The organism is Serratia sp. LS-1, from assembly GCF_003719595.1.
GTDB classification, from domain to species: Bacteria; Pseudomonadota; Gammaproteobacteria; order Enterobacterales; family Enterobacteriaceae; genus Serratia; species Serratia ureilytica.
In genome coordinates this window covers 876,186-894,490 of the sequence record NZ_CP033504.1, presented here as the reverse complement: position 1 = coordinate 894,490, position 18,305 = coordinate 876,186, and the positions used below count along the sequence as shown (strand labels likewise).

Sequence of the window (18,305 nt, the reverse complement as noted above, 5' to 3'; positions counted from 1 at the left end):
TTCTTTCATTCCTTGAAGTGCTTCAAATCAATTCAGTGCGACGTTTTTAATCTCGGTGTGACCGCCATAGTCGTTGATATAGGTAAACGACATATTGCTGGCTGATTGCGCCCCCTGAGGCAGGGAAATACGCAGACTGTCGTGTGGCTTGACCATGTCGGCGTTCACTTTCCAGCTTTTACCGCCGCTCTTGAGGTTCAATACGCCCAGCGTGACGAACAGCGGGCCATCGTTGGTCACGACCAAGTTGCCGCCCTGGCGCGTCCATTTCAGCGCTTCTGCCTGCTGCTGCAGGTTGGTTTTCAACGAATCCGGGCGGTAGAACAGCTTGATACGGGTACGGATCGCCACCTGCAGCACGTTATCTTGCTTAGGCGTTGGCGGAATTTCCTGTACGTTAACCCAGAGCAGAGATTCTCTGTCCTGCGGCAAACCGCTGCCGGAATAAATAAAACGCAAAATGGCGTCTTTCTTGGCAGCCAGCTTCAAAATGGTTGGTGTCACCACGATCGGCAAATTCTTAGGCATCTGGCTTGCGTCGCCAGTATCCAGCCAGGTTTGCACCATGTAGGTATCGTCGCTGTCATTGCTGATTGAGAGCGATGCGGATTTACTTGCACTGTTATAGATGACACGCGTCGCATCAACCTGAATGCCGGCAAAGGCATTAACAGAGAATGCGAATAAAATACCAGTCAGAATTTTTTTCATCGGAATGTCTCAACTCTCAAAATTTAGCCATCCTTGGCCAATAACTCTATCTATCCTGCCAGCGAATTATTTGTATTCGATGGTGAAGGTAGCGTTAGAGTTTGCCTGACCGGCAGTTACCAGATCCTGGAAGGATTTGTAACGAGCGCGCAGGTTGAAAGTCGCAGCGCCTGGGTTATCGCCATCAGCAGCAACAGTTACGGTAGCTGGGGTAGCCACTTCCTGAGAGATTGGCAGAGTAGAACCGTTGTTATCCAGAATTTCAACGCCAACGCCAGTTGCGCCGCCAGTTACAGCCAACAGCTCTGGGTGGCCAGCTGGAGTGTTACCGTCGAAACGCAGGGTGTAGTTACCCGCTTCACATTTCTCCAGGCTAATATCGAAAGCTTTAGCACCGCTGGTAGAACCGGCAGTTGGGAAAGCGGTGGTAGGATATTTACCCAGGTAAACTTCTTTATTCTGGTCTTTATCAACAACTTTACAGGTGGACTGTACAATTTCACCGGTGAATTTAACGTTGCCGTTTGCTGCCATTGCGTTGGAAGCAGTTGCAGACAATACCAGGGCAGCCAAAGGCAATAATACTTTTTTCATTTCCAGCTCCATAGAACAATAAAATAATCGATTCAGTGGCGGGCTTATATATATATTGCCGCCACTGAGCATACACTCAGCGATAGCACTCCCTTGCTGAAAAGGAGCGTTGCCTCGATGAACTCATTGCCGGACGAAATATAGACTAAGCATATTCTTAATGTTAAATCGTTTAAAACATTCATAAGCCCCCTCTTGATAGGAATAAACTATCGGCGGATACCTATCGATCGATGTTGACGATTCATATGAATAGGAATAATCTGTGTTTGGGAAAGCTGCAGAGTTCAACATTTTGCGTTAAGGCCTGAAAATCAGAATATTATCCCGAATATTTACATTTAGTAACAGATTGCGACGTTTGGACTTTGGCACGAATTCCGCGTTAAATGGTCTGTCGACACGTTTCGGCCATCCTGACGCTTTAAATAAGAAATTTACCAAAAAATACGGAGTAACTTTCTTTTTAATCATTTAAAATCAACAAGTTAAATATCAATCCAAGGATTGGGAAATGAGCGGTTCTTTCAGAGAGAAAAATAACGGCATTAATTATGTTTTCCAGCCAATGTTCGCGAAATCGGGACAATTGCTGGCCGTTGAATGCCTGTCTCGCTTTACGTTTAATAGCGAATATGCCCATTTTTCTCCTGAACAGTTCTTTCGCCATGCCGACAGCGCTACCCGGATTGAGATTTTGATGGATCAGATAAATCTGATCGATAAATACAAACACTGGTTTCATGAAAACCAAGTGATAGCCACTTTGAATGTTGACGATTATTCCCTGCAATCGCTGGCGAATACTCACTTTGCCGAAAGAATTAATGCCCTGCGCTGTATTCATTTTGAGATCAGCGAGAATTCAACCCGGCTGGTGAAAGATCGCGTGCACGGCGATCCGTCATTGAATAGTTATTCATTTTGGCTCGATGATTTTGGTTCTGGCTATGCGGGTTTTTCCGCGTTGTACAACAGCCAGTTCCGCTTCGTTAAGCTCGATCGTTTTCTGCTTTGGGACTTTATGAAAAAGTCCGGCGGCGAGGGCTTGATGCGCGCGTTACTGCGCTTCTTTTACCTTAATCATTACAAGGTAATTATCGAAGGAGTTGAAACTCCCGAACACAAGAAATGGCTGGATGAAATGCCATATTACGCACTGCAGGGAAAGCTGTGGAAGGAATCCAGCATCAAGGATTTGAACTCGCTTCTTACAGCTGAATACTTTTAACTCGGTATTGGTGTTTGCCCTATGTCTAAAAACAACGTTCTTGTGATTAGTGAGTGTAAGTACAGCTATGTTGGCCTGTCGGTGCTGTTGAAGAAACACTACGGCGCGTACGATATCCGCCTGTTTTCCGATTTCATGCACGGCGGCGCCAAAGCGGAAAAGATCACCAAGCACGATATCGCGCTGATTTTCACCTCGCAAAACCTGGAGCAGAGCGTCAACGTGATCGAAAGCCTGGTGTCCCTGCACCAGCAGTACAACAGCAAAACGCGCCTGTTGGTGTTCTATGACGACGAGCGCGTGGTGAAACTGCTGTCGATCCTGGGGATTTCCGTCGAGTTGGTCTCCACCCGCATTCCGCTTTATTCGCTGCAGGAAAAAATCCAGCGGCTGCTGGAAAGCAAAGAGCCGGGCGGTATCCGGGTGCAGAAAACCCGCGAGCTAAGCCCGGCGGAAAGCGACGTGATCTTCAATCTGCTGCGCGGCGACAGCCTGCTGCATATCGCGGAAAAACGCGGCACGCACCCGAAAACCATCTTCTCGCAGAAATACAGCGCGATGAAAAAGCTGCGGCTGCGTAGCATGAGCACCATCTTCGTCGCCGGCAAATAACACGCCCTGGTTTGTTGCGCGGTACGCCGCGCGGCAACCCGCCCCCTCGCCGAGTTAAATTAATGTAACAACCGGCGACAAAGCAGCAACAGACACACAACATCCTCTCCTGTTGGCTACGATTTGCACACGGATTATCCGTGAGTCATGTCGTGTGGATTAAAAATAAACATCAGGAGATGTTATGAAGTCGTCCTTATTCAGCCGCTATACCTGCTTTGTGCTGAGCATCTTGCTCACCCTGGTTTTCTTGATCATGATGCACAACCATCCGTGGTTCTGGCTGCCGGCCCTGGCCTGCGGTTGCCTGATGGTGCTGGGTATCTACGATCTCACGCAGCAGCGCCACGCCATTTGCCGCAACTACCCGATCATCGGCCGCCTGCGCTTCTTCTTCGAGTTCATCCGCCCGGAACTGCGCCAGTATTTCCTCGAGCAGGACAATGAAGAAATCCCATTTTCGCGCACCCAGCGCACGTTGGTGTATCGCCGGGCGAAAAACGAGATGGGCGACAAGCCGTTCGGCACCCTGCTGGACGTGTACCAAACCGGCTATGAGTGCATCGGCCACTCCATGCGGCCGGTGGAAGCCGCCGATCCCACCAGTTTTCGCATCACCATCGGCGGCGCCGATTGCCGCCAGCCCTACTCCGCGTCAATCTTCAACATTTCGGCCATGAGCTTCGGCGCGCTCTCCGCCAACGCCATTCGCGCGCTCAACCTCGGCGCGGCCAAAGGCAACTTCTACCACGACACCGGTGAGGGCAGCATCAGCCGCTATCACCGCGAAAACAACGGCGATCTGGTGTGGGAGCTGGGCAGCGGCTATTTCGGCTGCCGCACCGCCGACGGCCATTTCGATCCGCGCCGCTTTGCCGAACAGGCGCAAAGCCCGCAGGTGAAAATGATTGAAATCAAGCTCAGCCAGGGCGCCAAACCGGGCCACGGCGGCATTCTGCCGGCAAAAAAGGTGGATGCGGAAATCGCCGCCACCCGCGGCGTGCCGGAAGGCGTCGATTGCATCTCACCGGCCTCGCACAGCGCCTTCACCACCCCACTGGAAATGATGCAGTTCATCCAGCAGCTGCGCGAGCTGTCAGGCGGCAAACCGGTCGGTTTCAAGCTGTGCATCGGCCACCCGTGGGAGTTCGTCGCCATCGTCAAGGCGATGCTGCACACCCGCATTCTGCCGGACTTCATCGTGGTGGACGGCAAGGAAGGCGGCACCGGCGCCGCCCCGCTCGAACTCTCCAACTATATGGGCATGCCGCTGCGCGAAGGGCTGCTGTTCGTGCATAACACGCTGGTGGGCTGCGGCCTGCGCGACCAAATCAAGATTGGCGCCAGCGGCAAGATCATCAGCGCCTTTGACATCGCCAGCGTGCTGGTGCTCGGCGCCGACTGGGTGAATTCGGCGCGCGGCTTTATGTTCGCCGTCGGCTGCATCCAGTCGCAAAGCTGCCACACCAACCACTGCCCGACCGGCGTCGCGACGCAAGATCCGCTGCGTCAGAAGGCGTTGGTGGTGCCGAACAAGGCGGAGCGCGTCTATCACTTCCATCAAAATACGGTGAAAGCGCTGGCGGACATGCTGGCGGCGGCCGGCGTCAGCCGCCCGGAGCAGCTGACCTCGCACCATATGCTGCGCCGCATCACGCCGACCGAGATCAAGGTGTACGCCGATATCTATTACTACCTGGAGCCGGGCGCGCTGCTGCAGCCGGAGATCAAAAGCGAGTTCTACGCCCGCATGTGGCGCATGGCGACGCCCAACAGTTTCGATCAGGCAATCTCGCTGCCGGCGGCATGATGGAATAAGGAATAAAAAGAGAGTTGCCCCCTCGCCTTGGGGAAGAGCATATGGAGAGGGGTTGCTTGCTACGGCGGCCCTCCCCCTCAACGGCGAGAGGGCGTGTCGGTTACTGCTTGCGCACCGGCGCATCGCCGGCGACGTAGTAGTCGGCGGTGCTGCGCGGCAACGGCGCGCGCTGGCGAATGCGGTCGGCGATCTTTTCGGCGATCATGATGGTGGTGGCGTTCAGGTTGCCGGTAATGATCAGCGGCATAATCGACGCATCCACCACCCGCAATCCTTCCATGCCGTGCACCCGGCCCTGGCCGTCGACCACCGCCATCTCGTCTTCGCCCATCTTGCACGAGCAGGACGGGTGGAAGGCGGTTTCGGCGTGCTCGCGCACGAAGGCGTCCAGCTGCTCGTCGGTCTGCACCTCCGGCCCTGGGCTGATCTCGCGGCCGCGGTATTCGTCCAGGGCAGGCTGCGCCATGATTTCGCGCGTGATGCGGATAGCATCGCGGAACTCCTGCCAATCCTGTTCGGTCGACATGTAGTTGAACAGAATGCTCGGGTGCTGGCGCGGATCCTTCGACTTCACCTGCACCCGGCCGCGGCTCGGCGAACGCATCGAACCGACGTGGGCCTGGAAGCCATGCTCTTTCACCGCGTTGCTGCCGTTATAGTTAATCGCCACCGGCAGGAAGTGATACTGAATGTTCGGCCAGGCAAACTCTGCACGGCTGCGGATGAAACCGCCGGCCTCGAACTGGTTGCTGGCGCCGACGCCGGTGCCGTTGAACAGCCATTCCGCGCCGATTTTCGGCTGATTGAACCATTGCAACGCCGGGTACAGCGACACCGGTTTCTTACAGGCGTACTGCAGATACATCTCCAGGTGGTCCTGCAGGTTCTCTCCGACGCCCGGCAGATCGTGCACCACGTTGATGTCCAGACTTTTCAGCAGCGCCGCCGGGCCGACGCCCGAACGCTGCAGAATTTGCGGCGAGGCGATGGCGCCGGCGCACAGCAGCACTTCGCGGCGCGCTTTGGCATGGGTCAGCTGATTGCTGTCGCCCTGCAGATAGTTAACGCCCACTGCGCGCTTGCCATCGAACACGATGTGGTCGGTCAGCGCATGGGTGACGATCTTCAGGTTCGGCCGTGAACGGGCCTGATCCAGATAACCGCGGGCGGTGCTGGCGCGGCGCCCTTTCGGCGTCACGGTGCGGTCCATCGGGCCGAACCCTTCCTGCTGATAGCCGTTCAGATCGTCGGTGCGCGGATAGCCCGCCTGCACGCCTGCTTCCACCATGGCGTGGAACAGTTCGTTGTTACCGGCCTTCGGCGTGGTGACGCTCACCGGGCCATCGCCGCCGTGGTAATCGTTCGGGCCGATATCGCGCGTTTCCGCCTTGCGGAAATACGGCAGGCAGTCCAGATAGGTCCAGTCTTCCAGACCCGGCGCCTTGGCCCAGTTGTCGAAGTCCATCGCGTTGCCGCGAATGTAACACATGCCGTTGATCAGGGATGAACCGCCCAGCCCTTTGCCGCGGCCGCATTCCATTCGGCGGTTGTTCATGTGCGGCTCAGGATCGGTTTCATACGCCCAGTTATAGCGGCGGCCCTGCAGCGGAAACGCCAGCGCGGCCGGCATCTGGGTACGGAAATCCATCCGGTAATCCGGGCCGCCGGCTTCCAGCAGCAGGACGCTGACGTCGGCGTCCTCGGTCAATCGGGTGGCTAACACGTTGCCGGCTGAACCGGCACCGATAATGATGTAGTCAAATTCCATTCATTATCTCCTTACTTTATAGAGGCCTGGTCAGGCAAAGACGCGAAGCGCGGCTCGGCAACAGGCTGTGTATTTGGGCGCTCTAGAGATTGTCGGCCGCAGCCAACGCGGCTGCGGCTCGAAAGACGACGGGAAGATCAGAATACCGAGGCGTATTCGCCCAGCTCGACCTGCACCGATTTGATCTGGGTGTAGTGTTCCAGCGTCGTCAGGCCGTTCTCGCGGCCGACGCCGGACTGCTTGTAGCCGCCGACCGGCATTTCCGCCGCCGACTCGCCCCAGGTGTTGATCCAGCAAATGCCGGCTTCCAACTGGTGGATCACGCGGTGCGCGCGGGCCAGATCGTGGGTCACCACACCCGCGGCCAGGCCGAAGGTGGTGTCGTTGGCGCGGCGCACCACTTCCTCTTCGCTCTGGTAGCTGAGGATGCTCATCACCGGCCCGAAGATCTCCTCGCGCACGATTTCCATATCGTCGCGGCAGTCGCTGAACACCGTCGGCGCCACATAAGCGCCCTTGCCGAATTCGCCGTGGGTGACGCGTTCGCCGCCGCACAGCAGGCGCGCGCCGCTGTTTTTGCCGCTCTCGATAAAGCGCAGCACCGATTCCATGTGCGCGAAGCTGACCAGCGGCCCGAAGTTGGTTTGCGGATCGGTCGGGTCACCGAGGCGAATGCGCTTCACGCGTTCGAGGATTTTCGCCTCAAACTGCGCCTGCAGCGCCGCCGGCACGAAGACGCGGGTGCCGTTGGTGCACACCTGGCCGGAACTGTAGAAGTTGGCCATCATGGCGATATCGGCGGCGCGATCCAGATCGGCGTCGTCGAAGATAATCAGCGGCGACTTGCCGCCCAGCTCCATGGTGACTTCCTTCAGCGTCGAACCCGACGCGTTGGCCATCACCTTCTTGCCGGTTTTCACCCCGCCGGTGAAAGAGACTTTGGCGATGCCCGGATGGTCGGTCAGGTACTGCCCCACCTCCGCGCCGCTGCCGGTCACCACGTTGAACACGCCGTCCGGCAGGCCGGCTTCGGTGTAGATTTCCGCCAGCTTCAACGCCGTCAATGACGTGACCTCACTCGGCTTGAAGATCATCGCGTTGCCCGCCGCCAGCGCCGGCGCGGACTTCCACAGCGCGATTTGAATCGGGTAGTTCCAGGCGCCGATGCCGGCCACCACGCCCAGCGGCTCGCGGCGGGTGTAGACGAACGAGGTATCGCGCAGCGGGATCTGCTCGCCTTCAATGGCCGGGATCAGGCCGGCGTAGTACTCCAGCACGTCAGCGCCGGTGACGATATCCACCGCGGTGGTTTCCGACATCGCTTTGCCGGTATCCAGCGTTTCCAGCGCCGCCAGTTCATCGTTGCGCTCGCGCAGAATATCCACCGCGCGACGCAGGATGCGCGAACGCGCCATCGCCGTCATCGCCGCCCACACCTTCTGCCCGCTGGCCGCGCTGGCCACCGCACGATCGACGTCTTCAGCGCCGGCGGACTGGACTTCAGCCAGAACTTCGCCGTTCGCCGGGTTAATGGCGTTGAAGGTTTTTCCAGCGGTGCTGTCTACATAGGCGCCATGAATATAGAGCTTCTGCAAGCCAAAACGGGACATAGGATCTCCTTGAGTTATCCTCCGGGCGGCGTTTGCCCCCGGAGTTGGAACGTGATGTATTCGGTCGTGAGCGCCAGCGCCTGCGCCTGATTGAACGCGGAGCCGCGCAGCGCGCTGCGCAGCCACAGCCCATCGATCAGCGCCGCCAGCCCCTTGGCCGCCAACCGCGCCTGCGGCTGCGGCATAACGCGGCGAAACTCGGCGCACAGGTTGGAATAGAGCCGACGGCCGTTCACCTGTTGCAAGCGGTTGAGCTGCGGCTGGTACAGACTGCTGGCCCAAAAGGCCAGCCAGGTCTTCATCGCCGCGCTGTTGATCTGGCTGTCGTCGAAGTTGCCGGCGACGATCGCCTGCAGCCGCGCCGCCGGGCTGTTGTCGGTCAGCGCCTGCAGCCGCAGCTTCACCGCCTCGCCCAGATGGCTGATCAGATAGCGCATCGTGGCTTCCAGCAGGCCGTTCTTATCCTTGAAATAATGGCTGATGATGCCGTTGGAAACGCCGGCCCGCCGCGCGATCTGCGCGATGGTGGCGTCATGCATTCCCACTTCGTTTACCGCGGCGAGCGTGGCATCAATCAACTGCTGCCTTCTGATTGGCTGCATTCCTACCTTTGGCATATTTCGACTCTCACAAAACCGACTTCGGCCTTATCTCAGCGGGCAAATTTCACTGCCGTTTCGCCCGTGATTCAGGTCATCATGAGGACTATTAAACTTTTTTTTGATTGAACGTTCAATAAAAATTGCATATATTTTATTGCCGCCTGGTTAAAAAAATGTATTTTCTGGTTGTGGAACTGGCTGATTTTTGTGAGGTAATTAACGAATCTGACCAAAATCAGTGGCTGTAAGCGGTTCCCGCCGCGAAGCGCTCCGGTGCTTCATAAGCAGGCGAAAGCGGCATCGTTCAGGCCATTCCCATGGGGATGGCCGCCGCCTTCATTCGCCCGTTTTCCGGATGCGCCAACGCGCCCCAGAATGCGGAGCGGCACGATTTTACTCAGTTCAGAGGATGACGATGACAACACGCGAAACCTCCTCCAAACCGCAGCAGGACCGCCTCAACCCTGTGGTTTTCTTCACCTCGGCGGGGCTGATCCTGGCCTTCTCGCTGATGACCATCTTTTTCACCGACTTCTCCGGGCAGTGGATCACCCGCACGCTGAATTGGGTGTCGACCACCTTCGGTTGGTACTACCTGCTGGCGGCGACGCTGTACATCGTGTTCGTGGTATTTATCGCCGCCTCGCGCTTCGGTTCCATCAAGCTCGGGCCGGAACAGTCCAAACCGGAGTTCAGCCTGATGAGTTGGGCGGCGATGCTGTTCGCCGCCGGCATCGGCATCGATCTGATGTTCTTCTCGGTCGCCGAGCCGGTGACCCAGTACATGATGCCGCCGGAAGGCGACGCGCAAACGCTGGAGGCCGCCCGCCAGGCGATGGTCTGGACGCTGTTCCACTACGGCCTGACCGGCTGGTCGATGTATGCGCTGATGGGCATCGCCCTCGGCTACTTCAGCTATCGCTACAATCTGCCGCTGACCATTCGCTCGGCGCTGTACCCGATCTTCGGTAAACGCATCAACGGCCCGATCGGCCACAGCGTGGACATCGCCGCGGTGCTCGGCACCATCTTCGGCATCGCCACCACGCTGGGCATTGGCGTGGTGCAGCTCAACTACGGCCTCAAGGTGCTGTTCGAGATCCCGGAAAACCTGACGGTGCAGGGCTCGCTGATCCTGCTGTCGGTGATCATGGCCACCATCTCGGTCACCTCGGGGGTCAACAAGGGCATCCGCATCCTGTCCGAGCTGAACGTGCTGCTGGCGCTGGGCCTGATCCTGTTCGTGCTGTTCTTCGGCGACACCGAGTTCCTGCTCAACGCGCTGGTGCTTAACGTCGGCGATTACGTCAACCGCTTTATGGGCATGACGCTCAACAGCTTCGCCTTCGATCGGCCGGTGGAGTGGATGAACAACTGGACGCTGTTCTTCTGGGCCTGGTGGGTGGCGTGGTCGCCGTTCGTCGGCCTGTTCCTGGCGCGCATCTCGCGCGGGCGCACCATTCGCCAGTTCGTGGTCGGCACGCTGATCATTCCGTTCGTGTTCACCCTGCTGTGGCTGTCTATCTTCGGCAACAGCGCGCTGTACCAGATCATCCACGGCAACGCCGAGTTCGCGCAGGAAGTGATGCAGTTCCCGGAGCGCGGCTTCTACAGCCTACTGGCGCAATACCCCGGCTTCACCTTCAGCGCCTCGGTGGCCACCATCACCGGCCTGCTGTTCTACGTCACCTCGGCGGACTCCGGCTCGCTGGTGCTGGGTAACTTCACCTCGCGCCTGGCCGACATCAATAATGATGCGCCGAACTGGCTACGGATTTTCTGGTCGGTGGCCATCGGCCTGCTGACCATCGGCATGCTGATGACCGACGGCGTGCCGGCGCTGCAGAAAACCACGGTGATCATGGGCCTGCCGTTCAGCTTCGTGATCTTCTTCGTGATGGCCGGGCTGTACAAATCGCTGCGGGTGGAGGACTACCGCAAGGCCAGCGCGCTCAGCACCCTGGCGCCGGTGCCGGTCTCCAGCCACGACGTGCTCAACTGGAAACAGCGTCTGTCGCGGGTGATGAACTACCCGGGCACGCAGTACACGCAGAAAATGTTGGATAAGGTTTGCCGTCCGGCGATGCAGGACGTGGCGCGCGAGCTGGAGTTGCGCGGCGCGAAAGTGGAGTTCAGCGAAGTGCCGCCGACCGAAGACGAACGCCTGAACCACCTGGAGCTGCTGGTGCACCTGGGCGAGGAACAGAACTTTATCTATCAGATCTGGCCGATGCGCTACTCGGTGCCGGGCTTCACCTACCGTGCCCGCTCCGGCAAGTCGCACTACTACCGGCTGGAAACCTTCCTGATGGAAGGCACCCAGGGCAACGACCTGATGGACTACAGCAAGGAACAGGTGATTGGCGATATTCTCGACCAGTACGAGAAGCACCTGAACTTCCTGCACATTCATCGCGAAGCGCCGGGGGGCACCCTGACCTTCCCGGATATGTGACGGCCGAGAAATATCCAGAGGGCGTAGCCAGGCTACGCCCTTTTTTATGCCTGCTCGGCCGGCAAATCGGCCTTCAGCAGCACCAGGGAGCCGGCCAGCAACACCAGATCCTTGATTAAAAAGCTGGTGGCCCCGGCCATGGCGGGAAAACCGCCGGCGGAGGGCTCCCAGGCGCCCGGCGTGGAAAAGATCAGCGTCAGCGTGGTCAGGTAGGTCACCGTCGATCCGATCGCCCCCAGCAAACCCAGACGCCGCGACCAGAACCCCGCCAGCAGCAGTAAACCGAAGCTCCATTCGGCGACGCCCAATGCATAACTGGCGCCGCGAATGCCGAACGCCTGATGCATCCAGCTCAGCAGCGGGCTGTTGCCGATCAGCGGCACCAGCCCCTGCGCCTCGTAATCAAACCATTTGGCGTAGCCGAAGGCGGCGAAGATCACCACCAGCGCCGCGCGCATAAAGATAACGTCCCCGTTCGAGCGCCGAAAGCGCCGCAGCCATGTCGCCAACATCATCCTCTCTCCTTATGTTGCCCGCAGCCGCCGCGGTTTGCCGCTTGCGGCCGCGGGGTGAGGCGGCTTAGTGCCCCATCGCATCCTTTTTCATCTCGTCTTTCTTCATGCCGTCTTTGGCCATACCGTCTTTCGCCATGCCATCCTTCTTCATGGCGTCTTTGCCCATTTTGTCTTTCTTCATGCAGTCCTTGCCCATGCACTCTTTCTTCATCCCATCTTTCGCCATGCCGTCGTGCGACATCTGGCTCATGCCGTCCTTTTTCATCGCGTCTTTACTCATGCCGTCCGCGGCGTTGGCGCCGGCCACGCCCAGCATCAGCGCGCTGCACATCATCATTGCGAATAACTTTTTCATGGTATTTCCTTCCGTCATGTCAAAGGCACCGGAGTGCCGGAGAATGGCCGGCGGCCGCCTCAGCTGCCGCCAAACCAGTTGTAACCCTGGTCTTCCCAGTAACCGCCCGGGAAGCGGTTGGTGACCTCGATCACCTGAATGTGCTTCGGATTCTTGTAGCCCAGCTTGGTCGGCATGCGCAGCTTCATCGGATAGCCGTACTTGCGCGGCAAGGTCTGGCCATCGTAGGTCAGCGCGATAATCGTCTGCGGATGCAGCGCGGTGGCCATGTCGATACTGGTGTAATAGTCGTCGGCGCATTTAAAGCTAACGTAGCGGGCGCTCAGATCCGCGCCGATTACCTTAAGAAAGTTGGCGAACGGCACGCCGCCCCACTTGCCGATGGCGCTCCAACCCTCGACGCAAATATGACGCGTCACCTGGCTAACCTGCGCCATCCGATGCAGCTGCGGCAGGCTCCAGGCGCGCTTGTCCTGCACCAACCCCGCCACTTCCAGCCGATAGTCGTCGCCGTTGATGTCGGGCGCGTCCTCCTCGGCGTAAAAGGCGTTGAACGGGAATGGCCGGGTGATCATCGACTCCGGGTAGACCGGCGCCAGGCGATCGCTGTTGAACAGCCAGCCCTGCACCCGATCGTTGAGGCGCGAAATGCGGCTCAGCGCCTGCTCGACGTTGGCGTTGCCGCTGAGATCGCAGCCGGTAAGCATAGCGATACCGCCCAGCGTCAGGCCGTTGCGCAGAAAGCGGCGGCGGGACGACGCGGTCAACAAGCGCTGCGCTTCTTTGACGATCGCCTGCCCTTCAACGATCGTCATGATCTGTTTATCCTTTTTCATCGTGAACTCCTTAACGTCCGCGCAGCATGGCCAGCAGCGTGCGGGGCACCAGCGCCACCATCACCAGATGGATCGCGACGAAGGCCACCAGCGCCGACATGGCGAAAAAGTGGATATAGCGCGCCGCCTCATAGCCGCCGAGCAGCGTGCGCAGCAGCGGAAACTGCACCGATTTCCACAGCACCAGTCCGGACAGCGCGCTCAGCACTCCGAGAACCATCACCGACAGATAGGCCACGCGCTGTACCATGTTGTAGTGGCGCAGGTCGGCGTGCTGCAGCCTGCCGCGCAACGCCGCGCCGACATCGGCGAGAAACTGCTTCGGGCTGAGCGGCCAATATTTGCGTTTGAAGCGCCCGCTGGCGAGGTTCAACAGCAGGTAACACAGCCCGTTGACGCCAAACAGCCACATGCCGGCGAAGTGCCACTGCAGCGCGCCGCCCAGCCAGCCGCCGAGCGTCAGCTCGTTGAAAAAGCTGAAGTTGAACAGCGGCGAAGCGTTGTAGATGCGCCAACCGCTGGTCACCATGATCAGCATCGCCAGCGCATTCAGCCAATGCGTTAACCGCAGCCACAGCGGATGTACGGTCTGTCGTTGTTCCGGGGTGAGAGTGAGGCTCATAACGATTCCTGCCAGCTAACGATGCGATGCACCGAGTATTCCCCGGATTTGTTCCCCAAGACCTCACGCAAAGTTAAATAAAATGTGATAACTCCGCCGGTGGCGGTTGTGTAGACTTCAGAGAGAATCGGGCTAATCAGCGGTAATGAGAATGGACAAGCCAAAACGAATTTTGATCGTCGAGGACGACGGCGACATCGCCGAGCTGCTGCAGCTGCATCTGCGTGACGAGGGTTACGCCATCAGCCACGCCGCCGACGGCAATCAGGGCATGGCGATGCTGGAACAGGGCGGCTGGGACGCCTTGATCCTCGATCTGATGCTGCCGGGCGTAGACGGATTGGAGATTTGCCGCCGGGCGCGCACCATGACGCGCTACACGCCGATCATCATCACCAGCGCGCGCTCCAGCGAGGTGCACCGCGTGCTGGGGCTGGAGCTGGGCGCCGACGACTATCTGGCCAAACCCTTTTCCATGCTGGAGCTGGTGGCGCGGGTCAAGGCGCTGTTTCGCCGCCAGGAAGCGATGAGCCGCAACCTGCGCATGGACGCCGGCGCGCTCAGCTTCAACGATCTGACCATCGATCCCATCGCCCGCGAAGTGCGCCTGCACCAACAGCCGATCGAGCTGACGCCGCGCGAATTCGACCTGCTGTACTTTTTCGCCCGCCACCCGGGCCAGGTGTTCTCGCGCCTCAGCCTGTTGAATCAGGTCTGGGGCTATCAGCACGAGGGGTATGAGCACACCGTCAACACCCATATCAACCGGCTGCGCATCAAGATCGAGCGCAACCCGGCAGAACCCGAGCGCATCCTCACGGTGTGGGGCATGGGCTATAAATTCGCGGCCGCGCCGCAAGAGTGAGCCATGAAAAACCTTACGTTAGCGCAACGCCTCACGATTATCTTCGCGCTGCTGATCGTCATCGGCTGCGCCTTTTCCGGCTGGATGCAGGTGCGCAGCAATACCCAGTACAGCCAGGCGGTGATCCAGCGCCTGTCCGGCAACCTGGCGCAGCATATCGCCGACAGCAATCCGCTGCTGGGGGTGAACGGGCCGGATCCGCAGGCGGTGCATACCCTGTTCGATCAGCTGATGGCGGTGAACCCCAGCGTTGAGGTTTATCTGCTCGACAACCAGGGCGCAATCATCGGCAACGCCGCGCCGGCCGGGCATCTGAAGCGGCAGCGGGTCGCGCTGGCGCCGCTGCAGGCGCTGCTCGATGGCGCGCAGATGCCGGTGTATGGCGACGATCCGCGCAGCGCGGACGGACGCAAGGTGTTCAGCGTTGCGCCGCTGAAGGTCGACGGCCGGGTCGAGGGCTATCTGTATGTGGTCTTGCTCGGTGAAGAGTACACGGCGTTGGCCAGCAACGCCCAGTTCAACTCGGCGGCCAGAATGGCGCTGTGGACCTCCGGGGTGATGGTGCTGTTCAGCCTGCTGGCCGGCGGTTTCGCGTTCTACTGGGTCACTCGCCCCATCCGGCGCCTGACCCGTCAGGTCAATGCGCTGGACAGCGGCGGCATTGAGGCAGTGCAGGCCTACGCGGCGCTACCGGCGGTGCCGGCCGGGCGCGACGAGGTCAGCCAGCTGCAACAGGCCTTCCACCGCATGGCGCAGCGCCTCGCCGAACAGTGGCAAACGCTGGCGCAGCAGGATCGGCTGCGGCGCGAATTCATCGCCAACGTCTCACACGATCTGCGCACTCCGCTCACCTCGCTGCACGGCTATCTGGAAACGCTGTCGGTCAAGGCCGCCACCCTAAGCGACACCGAGCGGCGGCGCTATCTGGAGATCGCGCTGGCGCAGAGCCGCAAGGTGGGCAAGCTGGCGCAGGAGTTGTTCGAACTGGCGCGGCTGGAATATGGCGTGGTGAAACCGCAGAAAGAACCCTTCTCCCTCAGCGAGCTGCTGCAGGACGTGTTCCAGAAGTTCGAGCTGGCGGCGGAGGCGCGCAACCAGCGGCTGCACGCCGACATCGCCCCCGGCGTGCCGCCGGTGTTCGCCGATCTCAGCATGATTGAGCGGGTGCTGACCAACCTGTTGGACAACGCCATTCGCCATACGCCGCCCGGCGGCGACATCGGCGTGCGGCTGTGGCGGCAGGAAGACCAGGTGATGGTGCAGGTCAGCGACAGCGGCCCCGGCATTCCGCAGACGCTGCGCGCCGATCTGTTCGTGCGGCCGTCTATCCTGAGCGGCGCCCGACGCCCCGCCGGCGGGCTGGGGTTAATGATCGTGCGGCGCATTCTGCAACTGCACGACAGCGACATTCAGCTGATCGAACAACCACAAAGCGGCGCCTGCTTCCGCTTTGCCATTCCGCCGCGTTAATCCGGCATATCGGTTATTGCGCTAGCGGGAACCGCAGGCTGAAAATGAGGCTGGCGACAGGCGCGCGCTCGATACATTCGGCGCGCACCTCACCGCCGTGCAGCGTCATGATGGCGCGCACGATGGACAGCCCGAGGCCGCTGGCGTGGCTGCCGGCGCTGCGCGCGGGATCGGCGCGGTAGAAACGATCGAACAGCTTTTCCAGATGCGCCGGCGCGATCGGCGGCCCCTGATTGATGACCTGCACCCACCAGGCATCGGCGCGCCGTTCAGCCCGCAACACGATCAGGCTGTTTTCGTCGGCATAACGCACCGCGTTGGCCACCAGGTTGCTCAGCGCCCGCTGGAACAACATCGCGTCCGCCTTCAGCTCTCCTTCCCCTTCGCAGCTCAGCGCGATGCCGCGTTCTTCCGCCAGCCCTTCGAAATAATCCGCCACCCGCCGCAGCTCGGCCGCCACCTCCAGACGACTGTAGTTCAGCGCAGACTGCGCCTCACCGGCGCGCGCCAGAAACAGGATGTTTTCCACCATGCGCGAAATACGCTCCAGCTCGTCCATATTGTTCGACAATAGGGTTTCGTACTCCTCCACGCTGCGGGGTTGATACAGCGCCACCTGACACTGGCCCATCAACGCGCCCACCGGCGTGCGGATCTCATGGGCCAGATCGGCGGAAAACTGCGTCAGCCGCTGATAGCCTTCATTCAACCGATCGAGCATCGCATTGAACGACCGGGTCAGCTGCTGCAACTCCTTCGGCGCCCCCTGTTCGCTGAGGCGAGTGGACAATGTATTGGGCGCGATCTCGGACGCCTGCGCCGCCATGCGCCATAGCGGCTTCAATCCCCGGCGCATGACCCCATAGCCCAGCAGCGCAATCAGCAGGAAAGCCACAATGACCGCCGCGACAATGCGCCACAGGTAACGCGCCAGCATCTTCTGCTCGTTGACCATCACGTGCGCGGCGGAGATCTGCAGCAAACTGCCGTCTTCCAGACGCACCATCGCCGATGCCGCGCGCAGCGGCACCCCCTGCGCCGTTTCCCCGCCGCGCACGGCGGCCAGCGTCTGCGCCTGTTCGGGCGGCGTCGGCGCGATCGGCGGCAGGGCCACCCTGGCCGGATTCACATTGATGAGCGGTTTTTGCCCCGGAATTTGGAAAATCAACACGTCCTGTTCATTGCCCAGCATATTTTCGAACAGGCCGTTATTGGCGGTCAGGCGCGCCAAAGGAAAGCGCTGCCCCAGTAAATGGCGGAAATACTCTACGCGCCCGGTCACCTGCAGATCGCTGCGGAGCGTCATTTCCTGGCGCATCGCGCCGAACAGATACCAGCCCGCCCCGCTCACCACGCAGGCGGCCACCAGCGCGAACAGCATGGCGGTACGCAGCGTCAGCGACACCGGCCGACGTGAAGCGCGGGCGTTCACGAGCGCGGCTCGCAAACATAGCCGATGCCGCGCACGCTGTGGATCAGCTTGACGTCGAACGGCCGGTCGATTTTGGCGCGCAGGCGTTTGATGGCCACGTCAACCACATTGGTGTCGCTGTCGAAATTCATGTCCCACACCTGAGAGGCGATCTGCGTGCGCGACAGCACTTCGCCTTCGCGCCGCACCAGCAGATGCAGCAGCATGAATTCTTTATTGGTCAACGGGATCACCTGATCCTGGCGCACCGCCCGGCGGCGCAATACGTCCAACTGCAGATCGGCGATGGCGTAATGATCGGCTTCGCGCGCCGGCCCGCGGCGCAGCAAGGTGCGCAAACGCAGCACCAGCTCGGTAAAGGAAAACGGTTTGATAAGATAGTCGTCCGCGCCCAGCTCCAGACCGTGGATGCGATCCTGCACGCCATCGCGGGCGGTGAGAAACAGGATCGGCACGTCGCTTTTCTTGCGCAATACCTCGATGATCTGCCAGCCATCCAGCCCCGGCAGCATGACATCGAGCACGATCGCATCGTAGTCCTGCTCCAACGCGCGAAACAGCCCGTCGGTGCCGTTGCGCGCCAAATCGACGCTGTAGCCCGCTTCCCCCAGCCCTTTCTTCAGGTAATCCCCTGTGCCGATATCGTCTTCAACTACCAGTATTCGCATGCTCGCCACCTCGTTACGTCTGCAAAAATACTAGCAGCTTCGGCGGACAAACTTGATGACATTAATGTCATCAAACGGCCATGGCGCTGACCCAGTAGGTCAACCATGCTTAACCGGCAAACTCATTTCAGGAGAACGTT

17 protein-coding genes are annotated in these 18,305 nt (G+C 59.6%); 6 read left to right on the top strand and 11 right to left on the bottom strand.

Annotated elements, in window-relative coordinates; genetic code table 11:
• Positions 1–27: 27 nt before the first annotated feature.
• Positions 28–711: a molecular chaperone gene (locus tag EDY99_RS04420; RefSeq protein ID WP_123061499.1), complete on the bottom strand. Its 684-nt coding sequence runs from the start codon at positions 709–711 to the stop codon at positions 28–30.
• A 66-nt stretch (positions 712–777) separates the two neighbouring features.
• The gene (locus EDY99_RS04415; RefSeq protein WP_004939088.1) at positions 778–1,305 is read right to left on the bottom strand and encodes a fimbrial protein; all 528 of its coding nucleotides are present in this window, start codon (positions 1,303–1,305) and stop codon (positions 778–780) included.
• A gap of 514 nt (positions 1,306–1,819) precedes the next feature.
• On the opposite strand from EDY99_RS04415, the gene EDY99_RS04410 reads away from it, so the two are divergent.
• The 3 genes from EDY99_RS04410 to EDY99_RS04400 all read left to right on the top strand — a co-directional run bounded on the left by EDY99_RS04410 (position 1,820) and on the right by EDY99_RS04400 (position 4,958).
• Positions 1,820–2,536: an EAL domain-containing protein gene (locus tag EDY99_RS04410; protein WP_016928483.1), complete on the top strand. Its 717-nt coding sequence runs from the start codon at positions 1,820–1,822 to the stop codon at positions 2,534–2,536.
• 21 nt (positions 2,537–2,557) lie between these two features.
• Entirely contained in the window at positions 2,558–3,148 is a 591-nt protein-coding gene (locus EDY99_RS04405) for a LuxR family transcriptional regulator (RefSeq protein WP_004939094.1), read from the top strand.
• A gap of 184 nt (positions 3,149–3,332) precedes the next feature.
• Positions 3,333–4,958: an FMN-binding glutamate synthase family protein gene (locus EDY99_RS04400; RefSeq protein WP_004939096.1), complete on the top strand. Its 1,626-nt coding sequence runs from the start codon at positions 3,333–3,335 to the stop codon at positions 4,956–4,958.
• Positions 4,959–5,067: 109 nt separating this feature from the next.
• Here EDY99_RS04400 and betA read toward each other — a convergent pair whose 3' ends face one another.
• The 3 genes from betA to betI all read right to left on the bottom strand — a co-directional run bounded on the left by betA (position 5,068) and on the right by betI (position 8,962).
• The gene (gene betA / locus EDY99_RS04395) at positions 5,068–6,735 is read right to left on the bottom strand and encodes a choline dehydrogenase (RefSeq protein ID WP_004939099.1); all 1,668 of its coding nucleotides are present in this window, start codon (positions 6,733–6,735) and stop codon (positions 5,068–5,070) included.
• A gap of 137 nt (positions 6,736–6,872) precedes the next feature.
• A complete protein-coding gene (gene betB / locus EDY99_RS04390) occupies positions 6,873–8,345 on the bottom strand; it encodes a betaine-aldehyde dehydrogenase (RefSeq protein WP_016928486.1) in 1,473 nt (490 codons plus the stop codon).
• 14 nt (positions 8,346–8,359) lie between these two features.
• On the bottom strand, positions 8,360–8,962 hold the full coding sequence (gene betI, locus EDY99_RS04385; protein ID WP_033642409.1) for a transcriptional regulator BetI: 603 nt from the start codon (positions 8,960–8,962) through the stop codon (positions 8,360–8,362).
• A 400-nt stretch (positions 8,963–9,362) separates the two neighbouring features.
• Here betI and EDY99_RS04380 point away from each other — a divergent pair, with 400 nt between their 5' ends.
• A complete protein-coding gene (locus EDY99_RS04380) occupies positions 9,363–11,402 on the top strand; it encodes a choline transporter (RefSeq protein WP_004939112.1) in 2,040 nt (679 codons plus the stop codon).
• A gap of 44 nt (positions 11,403–11,446) precedes the next feature.
• On the opposite strand, the gene EDY99_RS04375 is transcribed toward EDY99_RS04380, so the two are convergent.
• The 4 genes from EDY99_RS04375 to EDY99_RS04360 all read right to left on the bottom strand — a co-directional run bounded on the left by EDY99_RS04375 (position 11,447) and on the right by EDY99_RS04360 (position 13,730).
• Positions 11,447–11,917: a YkgB family protein gene (locus tag EDY99_RS04375; protein WP_004939115.1), complete on the bottom strand. Its 471-nt coding sequence runs from the start codon at positions 11,915–11,917 to the stop codon at positions 11,447–11,449.
• A gap of 64 nt (positions 11,918–11,981) precedes the next feature.
• Positions 11,982–12,272, bottom strand: a complete 291-nt coding sequence (locus EDY99_RS04370; RefSeq protein WP_033637682.1) for a pentapeptide MXKDX repeat protein — start codon at positions 12,270–12,272, stop codon at positions 11,982–11,984.
• 59 nt (positions 12,273–12,331) lie between these two features.
• Positions 12,332–13,108, bottom strand: a complete 777-nt coding sequence (locus EDY99_RS04365; RefSeq protein WP_103101880.1) for a molybdopterin-dependent oxidoreductase — start codon at positions 13,106–13,108, stop codon at positions 12,332–12,334.
• Between the two features lie 10 nt (positions 13,109–13,118).
• Positions 13,119–13,730, bottom strand: a complete 612-nt coding sequence (locus EDY99_RS04360) for a cytochrome b/b6 domain-containing protein (protein WP_047572162.1) — start codon at positions 13,728–13,730, stop codon at positions 13,119–13,121.
• A 151-nt stretch (positions 13,731–13,881) separates the two neighbouring features.
• On the opposite strand from EDY99_RS04360, the gene EDY99_RS04355 reads away from it, so the two are divergent.
• A complete protein-coding gene (locus EDY99_RS04355) occupies positions 13,882–14,595 on the top strand; it encodes a response regulator transcription factor (RefSeq protein ID WP_016928494.1) in 714 nt (237 codons plus the stop codon).
• A 3-nt stretch (positions 14,596–14,598) separates the two neighbouring features.
• Positions 14,599–16,065 (top strand): ATP-binding protein, encoded by a 1,467-nt coding sequence (locus EDY99_RS04350; RefSeq protein WP_123061498.1) that lies wholly within the window; start codon positions 14,599–14,601, stop codon positions 16,063–16,065.
• A gap of 13 nt (positions 16,066–16,078) precedes the next feature.
• Here EDY99_RS04350 and EDY99_RS04345 read toward each other — a convergent pair whose 3' ends face one another.
• Both EDY99_RS04345 and EDY99_RS04340 read right to left on the bottom strand, forming a co-directional pair.
• On the bottom strand, positions 16,079–17,497 hold the full coding sequence (locus EDY99_RS04345; protein WP_122017029.1) for a heavy metal sensor histidine kinase: 1,419 nt from the start codon (positions 17,495–17,497) through the stop codon (positions 16,079–16,081).
• Entirely contained in the window at positions 17,494–18,165 is a 672-nt protein-coding gene (locus EDY99_RS04340) for a heavy metal response regulator transcription factor (protein ID WP_047025026.1), read from the bottom strand. Before EDY99_RS04340 ends, EDY99_RS04345 begins: the two co-directional genes overlap by 4 nt.
• Positions 18,166–18,305 lie beyond the last annotated feature (140 nt).